The following is a 16,987-nucleotide window of genomic DNA, read 5'->3' on the forward strand; positions in this document are numbered from 1 at the left end:
GTATGCAGATCCCACAGCCGCCGGCGCATGGCCTGGGTCACGCTGTGCCACTCGTGGAGGATGTTCAGTTCGCTGTCCACCTGCATGCTGCGGGTATTGATGTTGGCCGAGCCGTGGGTGGTGAGTACGTCGTTGACGATCATCAGCTTGGAGTGGATGTATACCGGCACCCAGGGTTGGCCGGCCGGCGAGTCGGGTGCGACCAGGGAGCAGACGTGCACTTTCAGGCCGGGGCGCTCTTCAGGGACTACGGCACCTTTCTTGATGTCCTTGACCTGCCGGTCGAGCTCGGCTTGCCATTGGGCTAGTTCTCGGTGCCCGTGTCGGTCATTGGCGCCATCGGGCCTGGGCTGGGACGGCATGTCCCGTTTGACCTTCTCGATGCGCAACAGCTTGGTGACCGCCGGAATGGTGTCGGCCCGGCCCAGGCTTTCCAGCATGCGCTGGGTGTTGACGGTGCCGGCGCCGAGGCCCTCCTTCGTGACATTGGTGATCACGAACAGGTGCAGGGCGCCGTGTTTGCCCGGGTCCCGCCCGGCGCGGGTCTGGTCCTGGGCCGCCTGTTTGATCGCCTCGGCCAGTGGCGGCCAGCGGAAGTACTGGTTCTCGATGTAGATGAACTGGGTGGCGTTGTTGATGGCCTTCAGGTAGCCGGCCTGGATGTCGCGCACGGCCTCCGTTTCTTGCGCCTGGGTGCGCAGGAGCTGGGCCATCAGCGTGTTGCCGTGCTCCGGGCGCGGTTGTAACTGCTTGGCCAGTTCATTGGCATTGCGCGCATGCAGCAGGTCCTCACCGGTTTCCTTGGCCCAGGCGGTGGCGAAGTTGTGGTGCAGGTCCCTGAGGATCCGGCCGGTGATCTGGCAGGAAATGTCCTGGCGCGGCAAGGCGCCGCGAGGGCCGCGATTGGTAGCATGGGCTTCCGCTTTGGGACGTTTGGGGGCGGCCCGCTTGAGGGCCGAGTGCCGGTCGGTGTCCCAGTACTCGTCGAGCATGTTGTGGCCCATGACGAAACCGATGGCCCGCTCCGGCAATTCGAAGTCGACCAGCACGGACTTCTGGTGGTGGGTCACCGTGTGGAGCATGGTCAGGGCGGAGCGTTTGGCCAGCTCCGGGTCAAGGCGCTTGAGCTTGAGCTGATAGGCGATTTCCGCGCGTTCGGACCAGCTGAAGTCACGGCTGACGAACAGCGGGATATGGGCATCCGCCAACCCGGCGGCCTTGTTATCGGCGACCGCGTATTGCTTGAACCACTGGCGGTCGTAGGCGTACTGCTCATCGCTGGAGGTCTGCCCTGCCCGGTCGGCGAGGCCGCCCTTACCGGGCAAGTTGGCTTCACCCACCACCCCGGCTGCATTGAGCGGCATCTTCCACCCCAGGATGCGCACCTGCACGCCTTGCCGGGCCTTCTCTTCCAGCAGTACGCCGATGCAGCGGTCGTCGCTGCCGTCGCGGATGAAGTGCATCGAGGGCTGGAAGCCCCAGCAGATGATGTCGACCGAGCGCTCGGCATTGGCGATGGCCTGGTGCACCGCACGAAAGGCCTCCTCGCCATTGATCAGGGGCTTGTAGCTGGCCGGCCAGGGCCGGTACTCGGTATCGCAGACGAACCAGGGCGCGCTGCAGACCGCTTCGTGGGTGCGCTGGAGGGCGATGGGCACGACGATTTCGGGGTGCCTGGCGTTGGCGGGTCTCATGGGGCATCTCCTTTCTGGCCCAGGCGCTTGGTGAGCAGCTCGGCGTACCAGCGGCGATGTACGGTGTGCACTTCGTCATTGAAGCTACTGATCACCCCGTGCCGGGGCCGCAATGACTGGGCCGGTGGCACGCGCGGGCGAACTAAGAACTTCGGTGCGGGTAGTGGGAGGAATCTGAAGCTGGCCGTCTTGCCCCGGAAGGCGAGCACGTGAAGCAGTGCATCAAAGGTGCAAACGCGGGGCTTGTGGCAGCGTGGGTCGAAGATGGGGTGGAGTCCGTCAAGCATGTGGAGATACTTCCCTGCGCAAATACAGAACGCAGGAGACTGCCGCGAGCCGTCGTATTACCGCTATCAGGCCAGTTCAGAATGAACACTGGAAAAAGAGCTTCTTCGTGCAGGGAGAGAGGTAGACGCTGGAGAGGAGCTTCCGACAGACGTCTGAAGGCCGTGGGCAGGGATGTGCGCCAGCAAATAGAAAGCCTAACCCCCTCATCGGGACCCAGGCTTTCCACCCGGACAGGGCAGCAAGCAACCTAAAGGTGCATTCATTCGCGAATGAGCTCGCCACCCCAGAAAAACACCTACAACGCGCCTACCGCCTGCAACACACTGGCACCAGTGAAGAGGAACAGCACTTGTTCCACTGCCTCCTCACGAATCGCCTCGCGACGCTCCGGTTCACTGATGTAGTCCAGCGACATCTGGAACAGGTTGCGGCTGACCAGCCGCGACACTCGTCGCACCACCGGCTCGGCCACCATAGTCGGCAGCAGTTTGTACTCGCGGACGTCTTCGGCCATGTCGGCGGCGAAGTCTTCCATCACTTCGCGCAAAGCCTCCCGCAGAACCGGGGAAGCGCCATGCAGCTCGCGCACGCCGATGACGAACGCCTCGGCATTCTCGTCGACGAAATCGAAGAACAAGTGCACCGTCTCATGACAGACGCGCCGTCCGCGGCCCAGGTCGATACCCATCAATTTCGGCAGCAGTCCGCCATCACCCTTCACGGCGCGGGCCGCCGCCTCGCGTCGCAGATCACGCAGCGGCTGGCGCAGCTGGGTAGCGATGTTGCGGATGATGGCCAGCCCCAGGTCCTCCACATCCTTGAAGTGGCGGTAGAAGGTATTGGGGTTCAGCCCGGCCTCCCGCGCCAGCTCGCGAAGCCCCAGGTTGCCCAGGCTGCGACTCTGGGAACCCAGGCGCAACGCCGCTTCCATGAGCAGGCGCTTACCGGGGGCATCGGGCGTTCGTTCTGGCGACTGGGGCTCGTCACCGCTGGCGGAATTCATCTCGGGCCCTACCTAAGGTTGGTTGTGACGGCGTTGGATTGCCGGCGAGTATACAGATGTCTACCTTGGTATACAGCTGTATACGCCGCAATTAATAAGAACAGGAGCCCAGCCAATGACTGCGTCACCCCGACCCTCTGCCCGCCATTGCAAGATCGCCATCATAGGTTCCGGATTCTCCGGCCTGGGCATGGCGATCCGCCTGAAGCAGAAAGGCGAGAACGATTTCCTCGTATTCGAAAAAGAGCCCGGCATCGGCGGCACCTGGCGAGTGAACAACTACCCGGGCTGCGGCTGCGACGTGCAATCGCACCTGTACTCCTTCTCCTTCGAGCCGAACCCGGACTGGACGCGGATGTTCGCCAAGCAGGAAGAGATCAAGTCCTACCTGGAAGGCTGCTGGGAAAAGTACCGGCTGCAGGACAAGACCCTGCTCGGCACCGAGATCACCCGTCTGGCCTGGAACGACGTGGACGAGCTGTGGCAGATCGAGGACGCCGCCGGCAATCACTACAGCGCGCAGTTCGTGGTGTCCGGCATGGGCGCCCTGTCCACCCCAGCGATCCCGGCACTGAAAGGTCTGGAGAAGTTCAAGGGCACGAGCTTCCACTCCCAGCAGTGGAACCATGACTTCGATCTTGCCGGCAAGCGTGTGGCGGTAGTCGGCACCGGCGCCTCCAGCATCCAGTTCGTGCCGCAGATCCAGAAGCAGGTCGCCCAGCTCGACCTTTACCAACGCACCGCGCCCTGGATCATGCCCAAGCCCGATCGCGCCATCAGCGAAGGTGAGCGCTCCCGCTTCAAGCGCTTCCCCTTACTGCAGAAACTCTGGCGCGGCGGCATCTATACCATCCTCGAAAGCCGCGTGGTGGGCTTCGCCCTGACGCCGAAGGTGATGAAGCTCGCCGAACTGGTCGCCAAGGGCCACATCAAGCGCAAGATCAAGGACCCGGTGCTGCGCGCCAAGGTCACTCCGGACTACACCATGGGTTGCAAGCGGGTGCTGATCTCCAACGACTACTACCCGGCCCTGACCCAGCCCAACGTCGACGTGATCACCGACGGCATCCGCGAAATCCGCGCGAACAGCATCGTCACCGCCGACGGCACGGAACGCGAGATCGACGCCATCATCTTCGGCACCGGCTTCACCCCCAGCGATCCCCTGCCCCGTGGCGTGGTCTTCGGCCGCAACGGTGTCGACCTGCTGGACACCTGGTCGCAGGGTCCCGAGGCCTACAAGGGCACTCTCACCGCCGGCTTCCCGAACCTGTTCTTCCTCATGGGACCGAACACGGGCCTGGGCCACAACTCGATGGTCTACATGATCGAATCGCAGATCCATTACGTGCTCGGCGCCCTCAAGCTGCTCGACGAACGCCGCCTGCGCAGCCTGGAAGTCAAACGCGACGTGCAGGACAGGTTCAACGGCAAGCTCCAGGGCAGCCTGGGCAACACCGTATGGAATGCCGGCGGCTGCAAGAGCTGGTACCTGCACCCGGTCACCGGTCGCAACTGCACCGTCTGGCCCGGCTTCACCTGGCGCTACCGCCTGCTGACCCGCAACTTCGACCCCGCGGCCTACCATTTCAGCCGCAGCGCGCCGGTGCATGCCGCCCAGGGCCCGCTGCTGATGGCTAATCAAGAGGTACCAGCATGAAATCCTTCGAGAACAAAGTCGCCGCTGTCACCGGTGCCGGTTCCGGCATCGGCCGCGCCCTCGCCTGCGCCCTCGCCCGTCAGGGCTGCCACCTGGCGCTCGCCGACGTGAACGCCGAAGGCCTGGCGGACACCGCCGCCATGGCGCGCAAGCTGGGCGTGCAGGTCACCGAGACACGCGTCGATGTCGCCAACCGCGATGCCGTGCACGCCTGGGCCGAACAGGTGGTGCTGGACCATGGTCGCGTCAACCTGATCTTCAACAACGCCGGTGTCGCCCACGCCGGCACCGTGGACGGCAGCGATTACTCGGAATACGAGTGGATCATGAACATCAACTTCTGGGGCGTGGTGTACGGCACCAAGGCCTTCCTGCCGCACATCAAGGCCGGTGGCGAAGGCCATGTGGTCAACGTTTCCAGCGTGTTCGGCCTGTTCGCCCAGCCGGGCATGAGCGCCTATAACGCCACCAAGTTCGCCGTGCGCGGCTTCACCGAATCGCTACGCCAGGAACTGGACATGGAAGGCTGCGGGGTATCGGCCAGCTGTGTGCACCCCGGCGGCATCCGCACCAACATTGCCAAGACCGCGCGCATGAATGACAGCCTGGCCAAGGTCACCGGCCAGGAATCCAGCCGCGCTCGCCAGCAGTTCAACGACCAGTTGCTACGCACCAGCCCGGACAAGGCGGCGGAAGTGATCCTGCGTGGCGTACTGCGCGACAGCCGACGCATCCTCATCGGTGCCGATGCCTGGGTCCTGGACGGTATGCAGCGATTGCTGCCGACCCTCTACCAACGCCTGGTCACCACCTCCATGCGCCTGGCCGCGAAGTTCGCGCCGAAGCCAAGGGCGAGTGAGGTATCCAAGGCAGTGGAGTGACCTGAGGGGCGGCTGCGCAGCCCTTGGCGATTTCAATCGCGATGCAAGCCGAAGGGCTGCCCTGGACCGCCCCTCACCCCATCCCCGTCCTGCCCTGCCCTGCCCCCCAGCCTGGGCGCTTCGCGCTCAGGCGTTGCTCGGTAACGGAGGCAGGGCTTCCGAAAGCATGCCGATTCCCCCTAGAGGCAGAGGGGGCTGCTTTGCCCCGGCACTGCCCCCTCCAGAGGTGACCGCAAAGTCACTCGTTCGGATATCCGAACGACATTCGGAGCGTATATTCGGAAGCCCGGACAAAGCGAAAATCCCGTTAGCCACCTGTTAACTTAAAATCCTTTTATTTCAAATACTTAACTATAAATTCGAAGGACCATACAGCTGGCACGCATTCTGCCAATACAGATCCCCGACGGACGCGAATTCCCACCGCGCCGATAAGAACAAACTAAATCGAGGACTGTCGTTCATGCGTATGCTCCCAAAGGTTCTGGCCACCGCTATCGCAGCAACCCTGATCAGTGCTCCGGCCTTCGCCGCCGAGCTGACCGGTACCCTGAAGAAGATCAAGGAGACCGGCACCATCACCCTCGGTCACCGTGACGCTTCCATCCCCTTCTCCTACCTCGGCACCGAGCCGGGCAAGCCCATTGGCTACTCCCATGACCTCCAACTGAAAGTGGTCGAGGCCATCAAGCAGGAACTGGGCATGCCGGAGCTGAAGGTCCGCTACAACCTGGTGACCTCCCAGACCCGTATCCCGCTGGTGCAGAACGGCACCGTCGATATCGAGTGCGGCTCCACCACCAACAACCTGGAGCGCCAGAAGCAAGTCGGTTTCTCCGTGGGCATCTTCGAAGTGGGCACCCGCCTGCTGTCCAAGAAGAGCGCCAGCATCAACGAGTTCGAAGACCTTAAAGGCAAGAACGTCGTGACCACCGCCGGCACCACGTCCGAGCGTCTGCTCAAGTCCATGAACGCCGAAAAGCAGATGGGCATGAACATCATCTCTGCCAAGGACCACGGCGAGTCCTTCCTGATGCTCGAATCCGGCCGCGCAGTGGCCTTCATGATGGACGACGCCCTGCTCTACGGCGAAATGGCCAAGGCCAAGAAGCCCGATGACTGGGTCGTGACCGGCAAGCCGCAGTCCTTCGAAATCTACGGCTGCATGGTTCGCAAGGACGACGAAGCCTTCAAGAAAGTGGTCGACAAGGCCATCGCCGATACCTTCGCCTCCGGCGAGATCAACGGCATCTACGACAAGTGGTTCACCCAGCCCATCCCGCCGAAGGGCCTGAACCTGAACTTCCCCATGAGCGAAGAGCTGAAGAAGCTGGTCGCCAACCCCTCCGACAAGTCGGCTGAAGAAATCTGACGCCTTGCTCCCCTCTCCCTCCGGGAGAGGGGCCGGGGGTGAGGGATGGTGGGCTCCGTGCAATGTCATGCAGCCCTCACCCCAACCCTCTCCCCGGGGGAGAGGGGGCTGTCTGGAGTCGGCGGAAAACTCGCCGCGCGCCTGAACGCCATCCCCGCCTTCCACTGCCTTCAACCGCAGACAGATCGACCTGATAGGGGACAACCCTGATGAATTACAACTGGGACTGGGGCGTGTTCTTCAAGTCCACCGGGATCGGCAGCGAAATCTACCTGGACTGGTTCGTCACCGGCCTGGGCTGGACCATCGCCATCGCCCTGGCGGGCTGGATCATCGCCTTGCTGCTGGGCGCGTTGCTCGGCGTGATGCGCACCGTGCCGAACCGCTGGGTTTCCGGCATCGCCACCGTCTACGTGGAAACCTTCCGCAACGTGCCGCTGCTGGTGCAGCTGTTCCTCTGGTACTTCCTGGTGCCGGACCTGCTGCCCGAGCCGCTGGAAATCTGGTTCAAGCAGGACCTCAACCCGGCCACCTCGGCCTACCTCAGCGTCGTGGTCTGCCTCGGCCTGTTCACTGCCGCCCGCGTCTGCGAGCAGGTGCGCACCGGTATCCAGGCACTGCCCAAAGGCCAGCTCGGCGCCGCCCGCGCCATGGGCTTCCGCCTGCCGCAGATCTACCGCTACGTGCTGCTGCCGCAGGCCTTCCGCATCATCATTCCGCCGCTCACCAGCGAGTTCCTCAACATCTTCAAGAACTCCTCGGTGGCGTCGCTGATCGGCCTGATGGAGCTGCTCGCGCAGACCAAACAGACCGCCGAGTTCTCCGCGAACCTGTTCGAAGCCTTCACCCTGGCCACCCTGATCTACTTCACCCTGAACATGAGCCTGATGCTGATCATGCGCACGGTGGAGCGAAAAGTGGCGGTGCCCGGCCTGATCTCCGTAGGGGGTAAATGATGGATTTCTCCGCGATCATCCCTGCGCTGCCGGGCCTCGCCGACGGCCTGCTGATGACCCTCAAGCTGATGGTGCTTGGCGTCGTCGGTGGCGTTGCGCTGGGTACCGTCCTGGCCCTCATGCGCCTGTCGCACAACCCGCTGCTGTCGAAGATTGCCGGGCTTTACGTCAACTACTTCCGCTCCATCCCACTGCTGCTGGTGATCACCTGGTTCTACTTCGCAGTGCCTTTCCTGCTGCGCGCGATCACCGGTGAAGACACGCCCATCGGTGCGTTCACCTCGTGCCTGGTGGCCTTCATGATGTTCGAGGCGGCGTATTTCTGCGAAATCGTCCGCGCCGGCATCCAGGCCATCCCGAAGGGCCAGATGGGTGCGGCCTCGGCGCTCGGCATGACCTATGGCCAGAGCATGCGACTGATCATCCTGCCCCAGGCCTTCCGCAAGATGACCCCGCTGCTCCTGCAGCAAAGCATCATCCTGTTCCAGGACACCTCGCTGGTTTACACCGTGGGCCTGATGGACTTCCTCAATGCCGCCCGTTCCCGTGGCGACATCATCGGCCAACCGCACGAGTTCCTCATCTTCGCCGGCCTGGTCTACTTCAGCGTCAGCTTCATCGCTTCCCAGTTGGTCAAACTCCTGCAGAAAAGGTTAGCCGTATGATTTCCATCAAGAACGTCAACAAGTGGTACGGGGACTTCCAGGTGCTGACCGACTGCAGCACCAACGTGAAGAAAGGTGAAGTGGTGGTGGTGTGCGGCCCCTCGGGCTCGGGCAAATCCACCCTGATCAAGTGTGTGAACGCGCTGGAGCCCTTCCAGAAAGGCGACATCGTGGTCGACGGAACCTCCATCGCCGACAAGGCCACCAACCTGCCCAAGCTGCGCTCCCGCGTCGGCATGGTGTTCCAGCACTTCGAGCTGTTCCCGCACCTGTCCATCACCGAGAACCTGACCATCGCCCAGACCAAGGTGCTCGGCCGCAACAAGGACGAGGCCCTGGAGAAAGGCCTCAAGCTGCTCGACCGCGTCGGCCTCAAGGCCCATGCCCACAAGCACCCTGGCCAACTCTCCGGCGGCCAGCAGCAACGCGTCGCCATCGCCCGCGCCCTGGCCATGGACCCGGTGGTGATGCTGTTCGACGAACCCACATCGGCGCTGGACCCGGAAATGGTCAACGAAGTGCTGGACGTGATGGTCGAGCTCGCCCAGGAAGGCATGACCATGATGTGCGTGACCCACGAGATGGGCTTCGCACGCAAGGTGGCCGACCGGGTGATCTTCATGGATCGCGGACAGATCGTCGAAGACTGTGCCAAGGACGAGTTCTTCGGTGACGTCAACGCCCGTTCCGACCGCGCCCAGCAGTTCCTCGCGAAGATCCTCCAGCACTGATGCACCTGTAGGAGCGAGCTTGCTCGCGAATGGCCCCGAGCACTTCGCCAGCGAGCTGGCTCCTACGGTCCCACTCCACCACTCGGCGCCCGTCCGAGGCGGCGACTGGAACGGCCCGGATGTCTATGATGCAATGCCCTACCGCCAGCCTCCGCGCCGTGCCGCCCGCATTGACCGTGAAACCGCGCCTGTTCCGCCATCTGCTGCTGTTCCTGCTATTGCTCCTGTGCATGCTGGGCTTCGGCTATATCGGCTATCACCTCAGCGAAGTGTCGGGCATCCGCCACCTGCGGGATAACGGCGAGCGCCAGCTGGAACTCCACGCCCGTGCCGTGGAAAGCGAAATCAACCGCTACACCTACCTGCCCAGCCTGCTGGAGCTGGAGTCCAGCGTCAGTCACCTGCTGCTGAACCCCACCCCGTACCGACGCAATCTGGTCAACGACTACCTCGAAGGCCTGAACCGCCGCAGCGGCGCCCGCGCCATCTACCTGCTGGACACCAACGGCCGCGTGCTGGCCACCAGCAACTGGCGCGACTCCGACAGCTACCTGGGAGAGGACCTCTCGTTCCGCGCCTACTTCCAGGAAGCGGTGCAAGGCCGACCCGGCCGTTTCTATGGCATCGGCAGCACCACGGGGGAGGCCGGTTACTACCTCGCCCACGGCTTGCGCTACCAGGGCCGGATCATCGGCGTGGCGGTGGTCAAGGTGAAGCTCGAAGCCCTGCAGGAACGTTGGGAAAAGGCCCGCCTGCAAGCCTTCGTCAGCGACGAGAACGGCATCATCATCCTGTCCAGCGATCCTGCCCTGCGCATGAAGGCCGTGCGTCCGCTCTCGGCCGAGGACAAGGAACGCCTGGCCCGTAGCCTGCAGTACTACTGGTGGGCGCTGAACGAATGGGAGCCGCGCTCTCGCGAGGTCCTGGGCGAAGGGCTGGAGGCCATCAGCTTTGCCGCCAGTGGCCCCCAGGGCGAACAGGAAGGCGAAGTCGCCTATCTGGCACAGACCCGCACCCTCAACGACACACCCTGGCATTTCACCCTGCTCTCCCCGCTAGCCGACCTGCGCCGCGAAGCGGTGATCCAGGGCATGCTCGCCGCCGTCGGCTTTGCTCTGCTGGCATTCCTGCTGATTGCCTGGAACGAACGACGCAAGGTCATCGCCACCCGCCTCGCGGCCCGCGAGGCGCTGCTGGCGGCCAACAACGAACTGGAACGCAAGATCGCCGAACGTACCCAGGACCTGCGTGCCAGCAACAGCCGCCTGCTGGCGGAAATCCGCGAACGCAAGCAGACCGAAGACAACCTGCGCAAGGCCCAGGATGGACTGGTGCAGGCCGGCAAGCTGGCAGTGATCGGGCAGATGTCCACCAGCATCGCCCACGAACTCAACCAGCCCCTCGCTGCGCTGCGTACCCTCTCCGGCAATACCGTGCGCTTCCTGGCCCGAGGCGCCCTGGAAACCGCCAGCACCAATCTCGCGGCAATCAACGAACTGGTCGACCGCATGGGCCGCATCACCGCCAGCCTGCGCGCCTTCGCCCGGCGCTCCGACGACCACGGCGTGGCACACCTGGGCAAGGCGGTGGATGCCGCCCTCTTCCTCCTGCATACCCGCCTGGAGCGCACACCGCTCACACTGCACCGCGACTTCGCCGACGTGCTGCTGGCCATCGACCAGACCCGACTGGAGCAGATTCTGGTCAACCTCATCGCCAACGCGCTGGACGCCATGTCCGGCCAGACCGACTGCCAGCTGTGGCTAAGCGGCGTGGCCGATGGCAGTGCCTATCGTCTGCAGGTGCGCGACAACGGTCCCGGCATCGACCCGGTCAACCGCGTGCACCTGTTCGAGCCCTTCTTCACCACCAAGCCCGGCGAACACGGCCTGGGCCTTGGCCTGACCCTCTCCGCCAGCCTGGCCACGGCCGCTGGCGGGAGTCTGGCGGCCCATCACCCGGAAAGCGGCGGCACCGCCTTCGAGCTCTGCCTGCCGCTGCTGGAAAGCCCCGACGAAACCGTGAGCCCAGCCCCATGACAGAACCCCTCAGCGTCCTCATCGTCGAAGACGACCCCCACGTCCTGATGGGTTGCCAGCAGGCGCTGGCCCTGGAAGACATCCCCAGCATCGGGGTCGGCAGCGCCGAAGAAGCCCTGGCCCGGGTGGGCGAGGATTTCGCCGGCATCGTCATCAGCGATATCCGCCTGCCCGGCATGGATGGCCTGACGTTGCTGGAACGCCTGAAGTCCCGCGACCGCAGCCTGCCGGTGGTGCTGATCACCGGCCACGGCGACATCACCATGGCGGTGCAGGCCATGCGCGACGGCGCCTACGACTTCATGGAGAAACCCTTTTCCCCCGAGCGCCTGGTGGACGTCGCGCGCCGCGCCTTGGAGCAACGCGCGCTGGCCCGCGAAGTGTCGAGCCTGCGCCGGCAACTGGCCGGGCGGCAGTCTCTGGAGCAGCGCATCATCGGTCGCTCGCCGGCCATCCAGGCCCTGCGGGAACTGATCGCCAATGTCGCCGACACCTCAGCCAACGTGCTGATCGAAGGTGAGACCGGTACCGGCAAGGAACTGGTTGCCCGTTGCCTGCACGACTTCAGCCGGCGCCAGTCGAAGCAGTTCGTCGCGCTCAACTGCGGCGGCCTGCCAGAGAACCTGTTCGACAGCGAAATCTTCGGCCACGAGGCCCACGCATTCACCGGCGCCGGCAAGCGTCGTATCGGCAAGATCGAGCATGCCCACCAGGGCACCTTGTTCCTCGACGAAATCGAGAGCATGCCGCTCAACCTGCAGATCAAGTTCCTCCGTGTGCTGCAGGAGCAGACCCTGGAGCGTCTCGGTTCCAACCAATCGGTTCCAGTGGACTGCCGCGTGATCGCCGCCACCAAGTTCGATCTGGACGAGGAAGGCCGCGCCGGGCGTTTCCGCAGCGACCTCTACTATCGGCTCAACGTAGTGACCCTGGAGCTGCCGCCGCTACGCGATCGCCGCGAAGACATCCTGCTGCTGTTCGAGCACTTCCTGCAGCTCTCCACCTTGCGCTTCGACCGCGCCGCCCCAGAGCTGGACAACGCCACCGTCTCCGCGCTGATGGCCCACGACTGGCCCGGCAACGTGCGCGAACTGCGCAACGTCGCCGAACGCTTCGCCCTCGGATTGCCGGTGTTCAAGAAAAGTGGCCAGACACCGGACGGCAACGAACCGCGCTTCGCCGAAGCGGTGGAAGCCTTCGAGAAGTCCCTGCTCAGCGCCGCCCTGGAACGCCACGGCGGCAACCTCAGCCAGGCCTGCATCGCCCTCGGTATGGCCAAGACCACGCTGTTCGACAAGGTGAAGAAGTACGGGCTGTAGGAAGGCGCGAACAACCCTGTAGGGGCGAATTCATTCGCCAAGCAGGCCGACGGTCTGCCTATCAAGCGCCCTGCCAGCCTGAATCTTCCCTCACCCCCAGCCCCTCTCCCAGAGGGAGAGGGGTGACGCACGCCGGCACCCCGCTCCAGCATGGTCTAAAACCACCAGACCACCCCACACGAACCACCGCCATGTCCCCGCTCCACCGCGCCATCCATGCCAGGGCCGGTGAACTGGCTCCGGCCCTGGCCGCCTTCGCCCTGCTGCTGTGTCTGTTTTGCGGCTACTTCATGCTGCGTTCGGTGCGCGAGACCATGGGAATCGCCGGCGGCGTGGAAAACCTGCAATGGCTGTTCAGCGCGACTTTCATTGCCATGCTGCTGGCGGTACCGGCCTATGGTTGGCTCAGTGCGCGAGTCCCGCGACGGATCTTCGTCGACTGTGTCTACCTGTTCTTCGCCAGCAACCTGCTGGGCTTCGCCTGGCTGCTGTGGCGCACGCCGGACCCGCTATGGGCGGCGCGAGCTTTCTACGTCTGGCTATCGGTCTACAACCTGTTTGTGGTGTCGCTGGCCTGGAGTCTGCTGGCTGACGTTTTCGACCGTCGGCAATCGAAACGACTGTTCCCCTCCATTGCCGCCGGCGCCAGCCTGGGCGGCCTGATAGGTCCGCTGCTGGGAGGGCTGCTGGTAAGTGACGCTGGTACTGCCGGATTGCTGGTACTGGCCGCGATCTTCCTGCTGCCCACATTGGCCCTGCGCCGCTATCTGATGACGTGGCGCGCCAGTGGCGGTGCCGGACGGCCCGGTGCGGAAAGCGAACCCCCGGAACGCCCGGTGCCCGGCAATCCCTTCGCCGGAATCAGCCTGGTGCTGGGTTCGCCCTATCTGCTTGGGATCTGCGCGTTCGTCCTGCTGCTCTCCTGCACCAGCACCTTCCTCTACTTCGAACAGGCCCGCCTGGTGGCCGCGCTGTTCCCCGACAGCCAGCAGCAGGTACGCGTCTTCGCCCTGATCGACTTCACCGTGCAAGCCCTATCCCTGGCCTGTCAGTTGTTCATCGCCGGGCGCGTTGCCCAGCGCTTCGGCGTCGGTGCGCTGCTGGCGGTGGTGCCGCTGCTGGTGGCCCTGGGTTTCCTCGCCCTCGCGCTGCTGCCGCAGTTCGCCGTACTGGCTGCGGTGATGGTGCTGCGCCGGGTGGGCGAATACGCCTTCGTGCGACCGGGACGGGAAATGCTCTTCGTGCCGCTAGGCGCCCAACAGAAGTACCGGGCGAAGAACTTCATCGACACCGTGGTCTATCGCGGAGGCGACGCCCTGAGCGCCTGGCTCGCCACGCTGCTCAATGGCATCGGCCTTACGGCGGCCATGGTGGCGCTGGTCGGCGCCGGTGTAGCCCTGGCATGGGCCGCGCTGGGCTGGCGTCTCGGCTTGCGACATGAGCACACTGAATCCCCGGCAACCTCACAGGAGGCCAAGCCATGAGAACCGGCATCACCCGCGCCGAATTCCTACGCCTCAGCGCCGGCACCGCGCTACTGGCCATGAGCCCATTCAGCCTGGGCGCGAACATGGACCAGCAGCCCCTGCGCCGCCGTGCCATCCCCTCCAGCGGCGAGCAGTTGCCGGTGATCGGCATCGGCACCTACCGGGGATTCGACATCTCCCGAAATGCCAGCGAAGCCTGGGCCGACTGCCGCAAGGTACTGGAAGCGCTCTTCGCGGCCGGCGGCTCGGTGATCGACAGCTCGCCCATGTACGGCCAGGCGGAAGAAGTGATCGGCGGCTTGCTGAACGAGCTGAAGGCCCATGAGCATGCGTTCGTCGCCACCAAGGTCTGGACCCAGGGGCGTCAGGGCGGCGTGAAGCAGATGCAACACTCCGTGCGCCTGCTACAGCGCCAGCGCATCGACCTGATGCAGGTACACAACCTGGTGGACTGGGAGGAACACCTGACAACGCTGCGTCAATGGAAGGAGGAAGGCCGAATCCGCTACCTGGGCGTTACTCACTACACCTCCAGCGCGTACGGCGAACTGGAAAAGATGCTGCGCGCCGAGAAGCTGGACTTCCTGCAGGTCAACTACGCCCTCAACGACCGCGACGCCGAAGCGCGCATCCTGCCGCTGGCGCAGGAGCGCGGCGTGGCGGTGCTGGTCAATCGCCCTTTCGGCGGCGGCAACCTGCTGCGCAACCTATTGCAGCAACCACTACCGGAATGGGCCGCCGACTACGACTGCACGAGCTGGTCGCAACTCTTGCTGAAGTTCTGCCTCAGCCACCCGGCAGTGACCTGCGTAATCCCCGGAACGGGAAACCCCCGCCACATGCTGGACAACCTCCAGGCCGGACGGGGGAAGGAGCCGGACCAGGCGCTACGCAAGAAGCTGATCCAGCTCTTGTAGGGTACAAATCACTCCTCATTTCCATCATCGGTGCCAGGCCGGACTCCGCTGGTGGAGCGATGAAGCGTGATCCAGCATTTCGTAGGAGCGAGCTCTGCTCGCGAAACCTTGCACGGACCGTTCGCGAGCAGAGCTCGCTCCTACAACCTGGTCAGCCCGTCCTCAGGCCGAGAACCCACCGTCGATCATCAGGTTCGCACCGGTGATATAGCCGGCTTCAGGGCCTGCGAGGTAAGCCACGAAGCTGGCGATTTCCTCAGCCTGACCGTAGCGCGGCAGGGCCATCAACTGCTTGAGGGACGTGGCGAACTCGCCGTTATCGGGGTTCATCTCGGTATCCACTGGCCCCGGCTGCACGTTGTTGACGGTGATGCCGCGCTGCCCCAGGTCACGGGCCAGGCCCTTGGTGAAACCGGCCACGGCCGCCTTGCTCAGTGCGTAGACCGAACCTCCGGCAAAGGGCATGCGCTCGGCGTTGGTGCTGCCAATGGTGATGATGCGGCCGCCGTCACCCATGACACGCGCTGCTTCCTGGCTGGCGATCACTACGCTGCGGACGTTGACGTCCAGGGTGCGATCGAGGTCGTCGATGCTGAATTCTTCGATGGGCGCCACGGCCAGCACGCCGGCATTGTTCACCAGGATGTCGAGTCGGCCGAAAGTCTCCACGGTGTGGCGGATGGCGGCGCGAATGGCCTTTTCGTCTCGGCTATCGGCCTTGATCGCGATGGCGCGGCCGCCGGCGGCTTCGATTGCCTGGACCACTTCAAGGGCGCTGCTGGCGGACGCGGCGTAGGTCAGCGCGACTGCGGCGCCATCATTGGCCAGGCGTCTGGCGATGGCGGCGCCGATACCGCGGGAACCGCCCTGGATGAATGCGACTTTGCCTTCGAGAGTTTTCAGAGTGCTCATTGGGTATCTCCTGATGCTGGGGTTTTGTGTGGAAGACGGCCCCAGTATTCACCCCTTATTCGCAACCGATAAGCCAGTAATCGCTATATTCAGTCGATACCAGTGGTATATGGAGAACCCATGGAAACCCTCAGCAGCATCGAGTGCTTCGTGCGCGCCGCCGAGGCTGGCAGCTTTGCCGAAGCCGCAAGGCGCCTGGGCCTAACACCCGCCGCGGTAGGCAAGAATGTGGCACGACTGGAGTCCAACCTCGGCGTGCGCCTATTCCTGCGCAGCACACGCCGCCTGACACTGACCGAGGCCGGCGAGCGCTTCCTCGCGGAGGTGAGTGGAGGGCTGGCGAGCATCCAGGGTGCGGTGGCGAACCTCGCCAGCAGCCAGGGCCAACCGGCGGGCACCCTGAAGGTGAGCATGGGCGTGTCGTTCGGCCGGGATTACATCCTGCCGCACCTCGGTGAGTTCCTTTCCCGCTACCCGGCGATCATCCCTGACTGGCACTTCGACAACCGTCCCGTAGACCTGATTGGCGAAGGCTTCGACGCTGCCATCGGCGGTGGCTTCGAACTGCCGCCCGGAGTGATCGCACGCCAATTGGGACCGGCACATCGGGTGCTGCTGGCATCCAGGGAATATCTGGCGCGCAGCCCTGCCATCGTCTCCCCGGAAGACCTCGCCCGGCACGATGGCATCCTCATCCGCTCCCCCCAGACCGGGCGCGTTCGTGCCTGGCCGTTGCGCACCCGCGATGATCGCCAGGCGACCTTCGAGCTGAAGCTGCGCATGGCCATGACCGACCCGGAAGCAGCCTGCCATGCGGCCATGCAAGGGCTCGGTGTGACCCTGGTGAGCACAGTCCACGCCCTGCCCCACCTGAAGAGCGGCGCGTTGGAGCGCGTGCTGCCGGACTGGTACGTGGACACTGGCAGCCTGTCGCTCTACTTCAGCGCGCAGAAACTGCTGCCGGCCAAGACCCGCGTGTTCATCGATTTCATCGTCGAGCGCTTCCGCCAGCAGAAGATGGCGGAACAGTTCAACGCCAACTGGCGGCCTGGCACGCAATGAC

The 16,987-nt window shown here is 64.1% G+C and carries 15 protein-coding genes; 11 read left to right on the forward strand and 4 right to left on the reverse strand.

The window, feature by feature from the left end; translation table 11 throughout:
• The 3 genes from E8E75_RS25170 to E8E75_RS25180 all read right to left on the reverse strand — a co-directional run.
• Positions 1 to 1,694: phospholipase (locus E8E75_RS25170; protein ID WP_280359882.1), on the reverse strand; the 1,694-nt coding region annotated here is incomplete at its 3' end.
• Positions 1,691 to 1,981, reverse strand: a complete 291-nt coding sequence (locus tag E8E75_RS25175) for a hypothetical protein (protein WP_120650061.1) — start codon at positions 1,979 to 1,981, stop codon at positions 1,691 to 1,693. The genes E8E75_RS25175 and E8E75_RS25170, both read right to left, overlap by 4 nt.
• Before the next feature lie 296 nt (positions 1,982 to 2,277).
• Positions 2,278 to 2,985, reverse strand: a complete 708-nt coding sequence (locus tag E8E75_RS25180) for a TetR family transcriptional regulator (protein ID WP_120650060.1) — start codon at positions 2,983 to 2,985, stop codon at positions 2,278 to 2,280.
• A 115-nt stretch (positions 2,986 to 3,100) separates the two neighbouring features.
• Between E8E75_RS25180 and E8E75_RS25185 the strand changes: the two genes are divergently transcribed.
• The 10 genes from E8E75_RS25185 (at position 3,101) to E8E75_RS25230 (ending at position 15,012) form a co-directional block, all read left to right on the forward strand.
• Positions 3,101 to 4,645: an NAD(P)/FAD-dependent oxidoreductase gene (locus E8E75_RS25185; protein ID WP_153917480.1), complete on the forward strand. Its 1,545-nt coding sequence runs from the start codon at positions 3,101 to 3,103 to the stop codon at positions 4,643 to 4,645.
• Positions 4,642 to 5,526, forward strand: coding sequence for an SDR family NAD(P)-dependent oxidoreductase (locus E8E75_RS25190; protein ID WP_153917477.1), 885 nt, complete (start codon positions 4,642 to 4,644; stop codon positions 5,524 to 5,526). The genes E8E75_RS25185 and E8E75_RS25190 overlap by 4 nt, the downstream gene beginning before the upstream one ends.
• Before the next feature lie 463 nt (positions 5,527 to 5,989).
• Positions 5,990 to 6,898 (forward strand): glutamate/aspartate ABC transporter substrate-binding protein, encoded by a 909-nt coding sequence (locus E8E75_RS25195; protein WP_120650057.1) that lies wholly within the window; start codon positions 5,990 to 5,992, stop codon positions 6,896 to 6,898.
• Positions 6,899 to 7,107: 209 nt separating this feature from the next.
• Positions 7,108 to 7,854, forward strand: a complete 747-nt coding sequence (locus E8E75_RS25200) for an amino acid ABC transporter permease (protein WP_153917475.1) — start codon at positions 7,108 to 7,110, stop codon at positions 7,852 to 7,854.
• Entirely contained in the window at positions 7,851 to 8,519 is a 669-nt protein-coding gene (locus E8E75_RS25205) for an amino acid ABC transporter permease (RefSeq protein ID WP_162945791.1), read from the forward strand. Before E8E75_RS25200 ends, E8E75_RS25205 begins: the two co-directional genes overlap by 4 nt.
• Entirely contained in the window at positions 8,516 to 9,250 is a 735-nt protein-coding gene (locus tag E8E75_RS25210; protein WP_120650054.1) for an amino acid ABC transporter ATP-binding protein, read from the forward strand. The genes E8E75_RS25205 and E8E75_RS25210 overlap by 4 nt, the downstream gene beginning before the upstream one ends.
• 128 nt (positions 9,251 to 9,378) lie before the next feature.
• Positions 9,379 to 11,289, forward strand: a complete 1,911-nt coding sequence (locus E8E75_RS25215; protein WP_153917505.1) for a sensor histidine kinase — start codon at positions 9,379 to 9,381, stop codon at positions 11,287 to 11,289.
• On the forward strand, positions 11,286 to 12,608 hold the full coding sequence (locus tag E8E75_RS25220; protein WP_120650053.1) for a sigma-54 dependent transcriptional regulator: 1,323 nt from the start codon (positions 11,286 to 11,288) through the stop codon (positions 12,606 to 12,608). The genes E8E75_RS25215 and E8E75_RS25220 overlap by 4 nt, the downstream gene beginning before the upstream one ends.
• Positions 12,609 to 12,799: 191 nt before the next feature.
• A complete protein-coding gene (locus E8E75_RS25225; protein ID WP_153917473.1) occupies positions 12,800 to 14,092 on the forward strand; it encodes an MFS transporter in 1,293 nt (430 codons plus the stop codon).
• Positions 14,089 to 15,012: an aldo/keto reductase gene (locus E8E75_RS25230; RefSeq protein WP_280359883.1), complete on the forward strand. Its 924-nt coding sequence runs from the start codon at positions 14,089 to 14,091 to the stop codon at positions 15,010 to 15,012. Before E8E75_RS25225 ends, E8E75_RS25230 begins: the two co-directional genes overlap by 4 nt.
• 162 nt (positions 15,013 to 15,174) lie before the next feature.
• On the opposite strand, the gene E8E75_RS25235 is transcribed toward E8E75_RS25230, so the two are convergent.
• Entirely contained in the window at positions 15,175 to 15,924 is a 750-nt protein-coding gene (locus E8E75_RS25235) for a 3-oxoacyl-ACP reductase family protein (RefSeq protein WP_153917469.1), read from the reverse strand.
• A gap of 120 nt (positions 15,925 to 16,044) precedes the next feature.
• Between E8E75_RS25235 and E8E75_RS25240 the strand changes: the two genes are divergently transcribed.
• Positions 16,045 to 16,986, forward strand: a complete 942-nt coding sequence (locus E8E75_RS25240; RefSeq protein ID WP_153917467.1) for a LysR family transcriptional regulator — start codon at positions 16,045 to 16,047, stop codon at positions 16,984 to 16,986.
• Position 16,987 lies beyond the last annotated feature (1 nt).

It is taken from the genome of Pseudomonas sp. BN606 (assembly GCF_029873115.1).
In the GTDB taxonomy this organism is placed as follows: Bacteria; Pseudomonadota; Gammaproteobacteria; order Pseudomonadales; family Pseudomonadaceae; genus Metapseudomonas.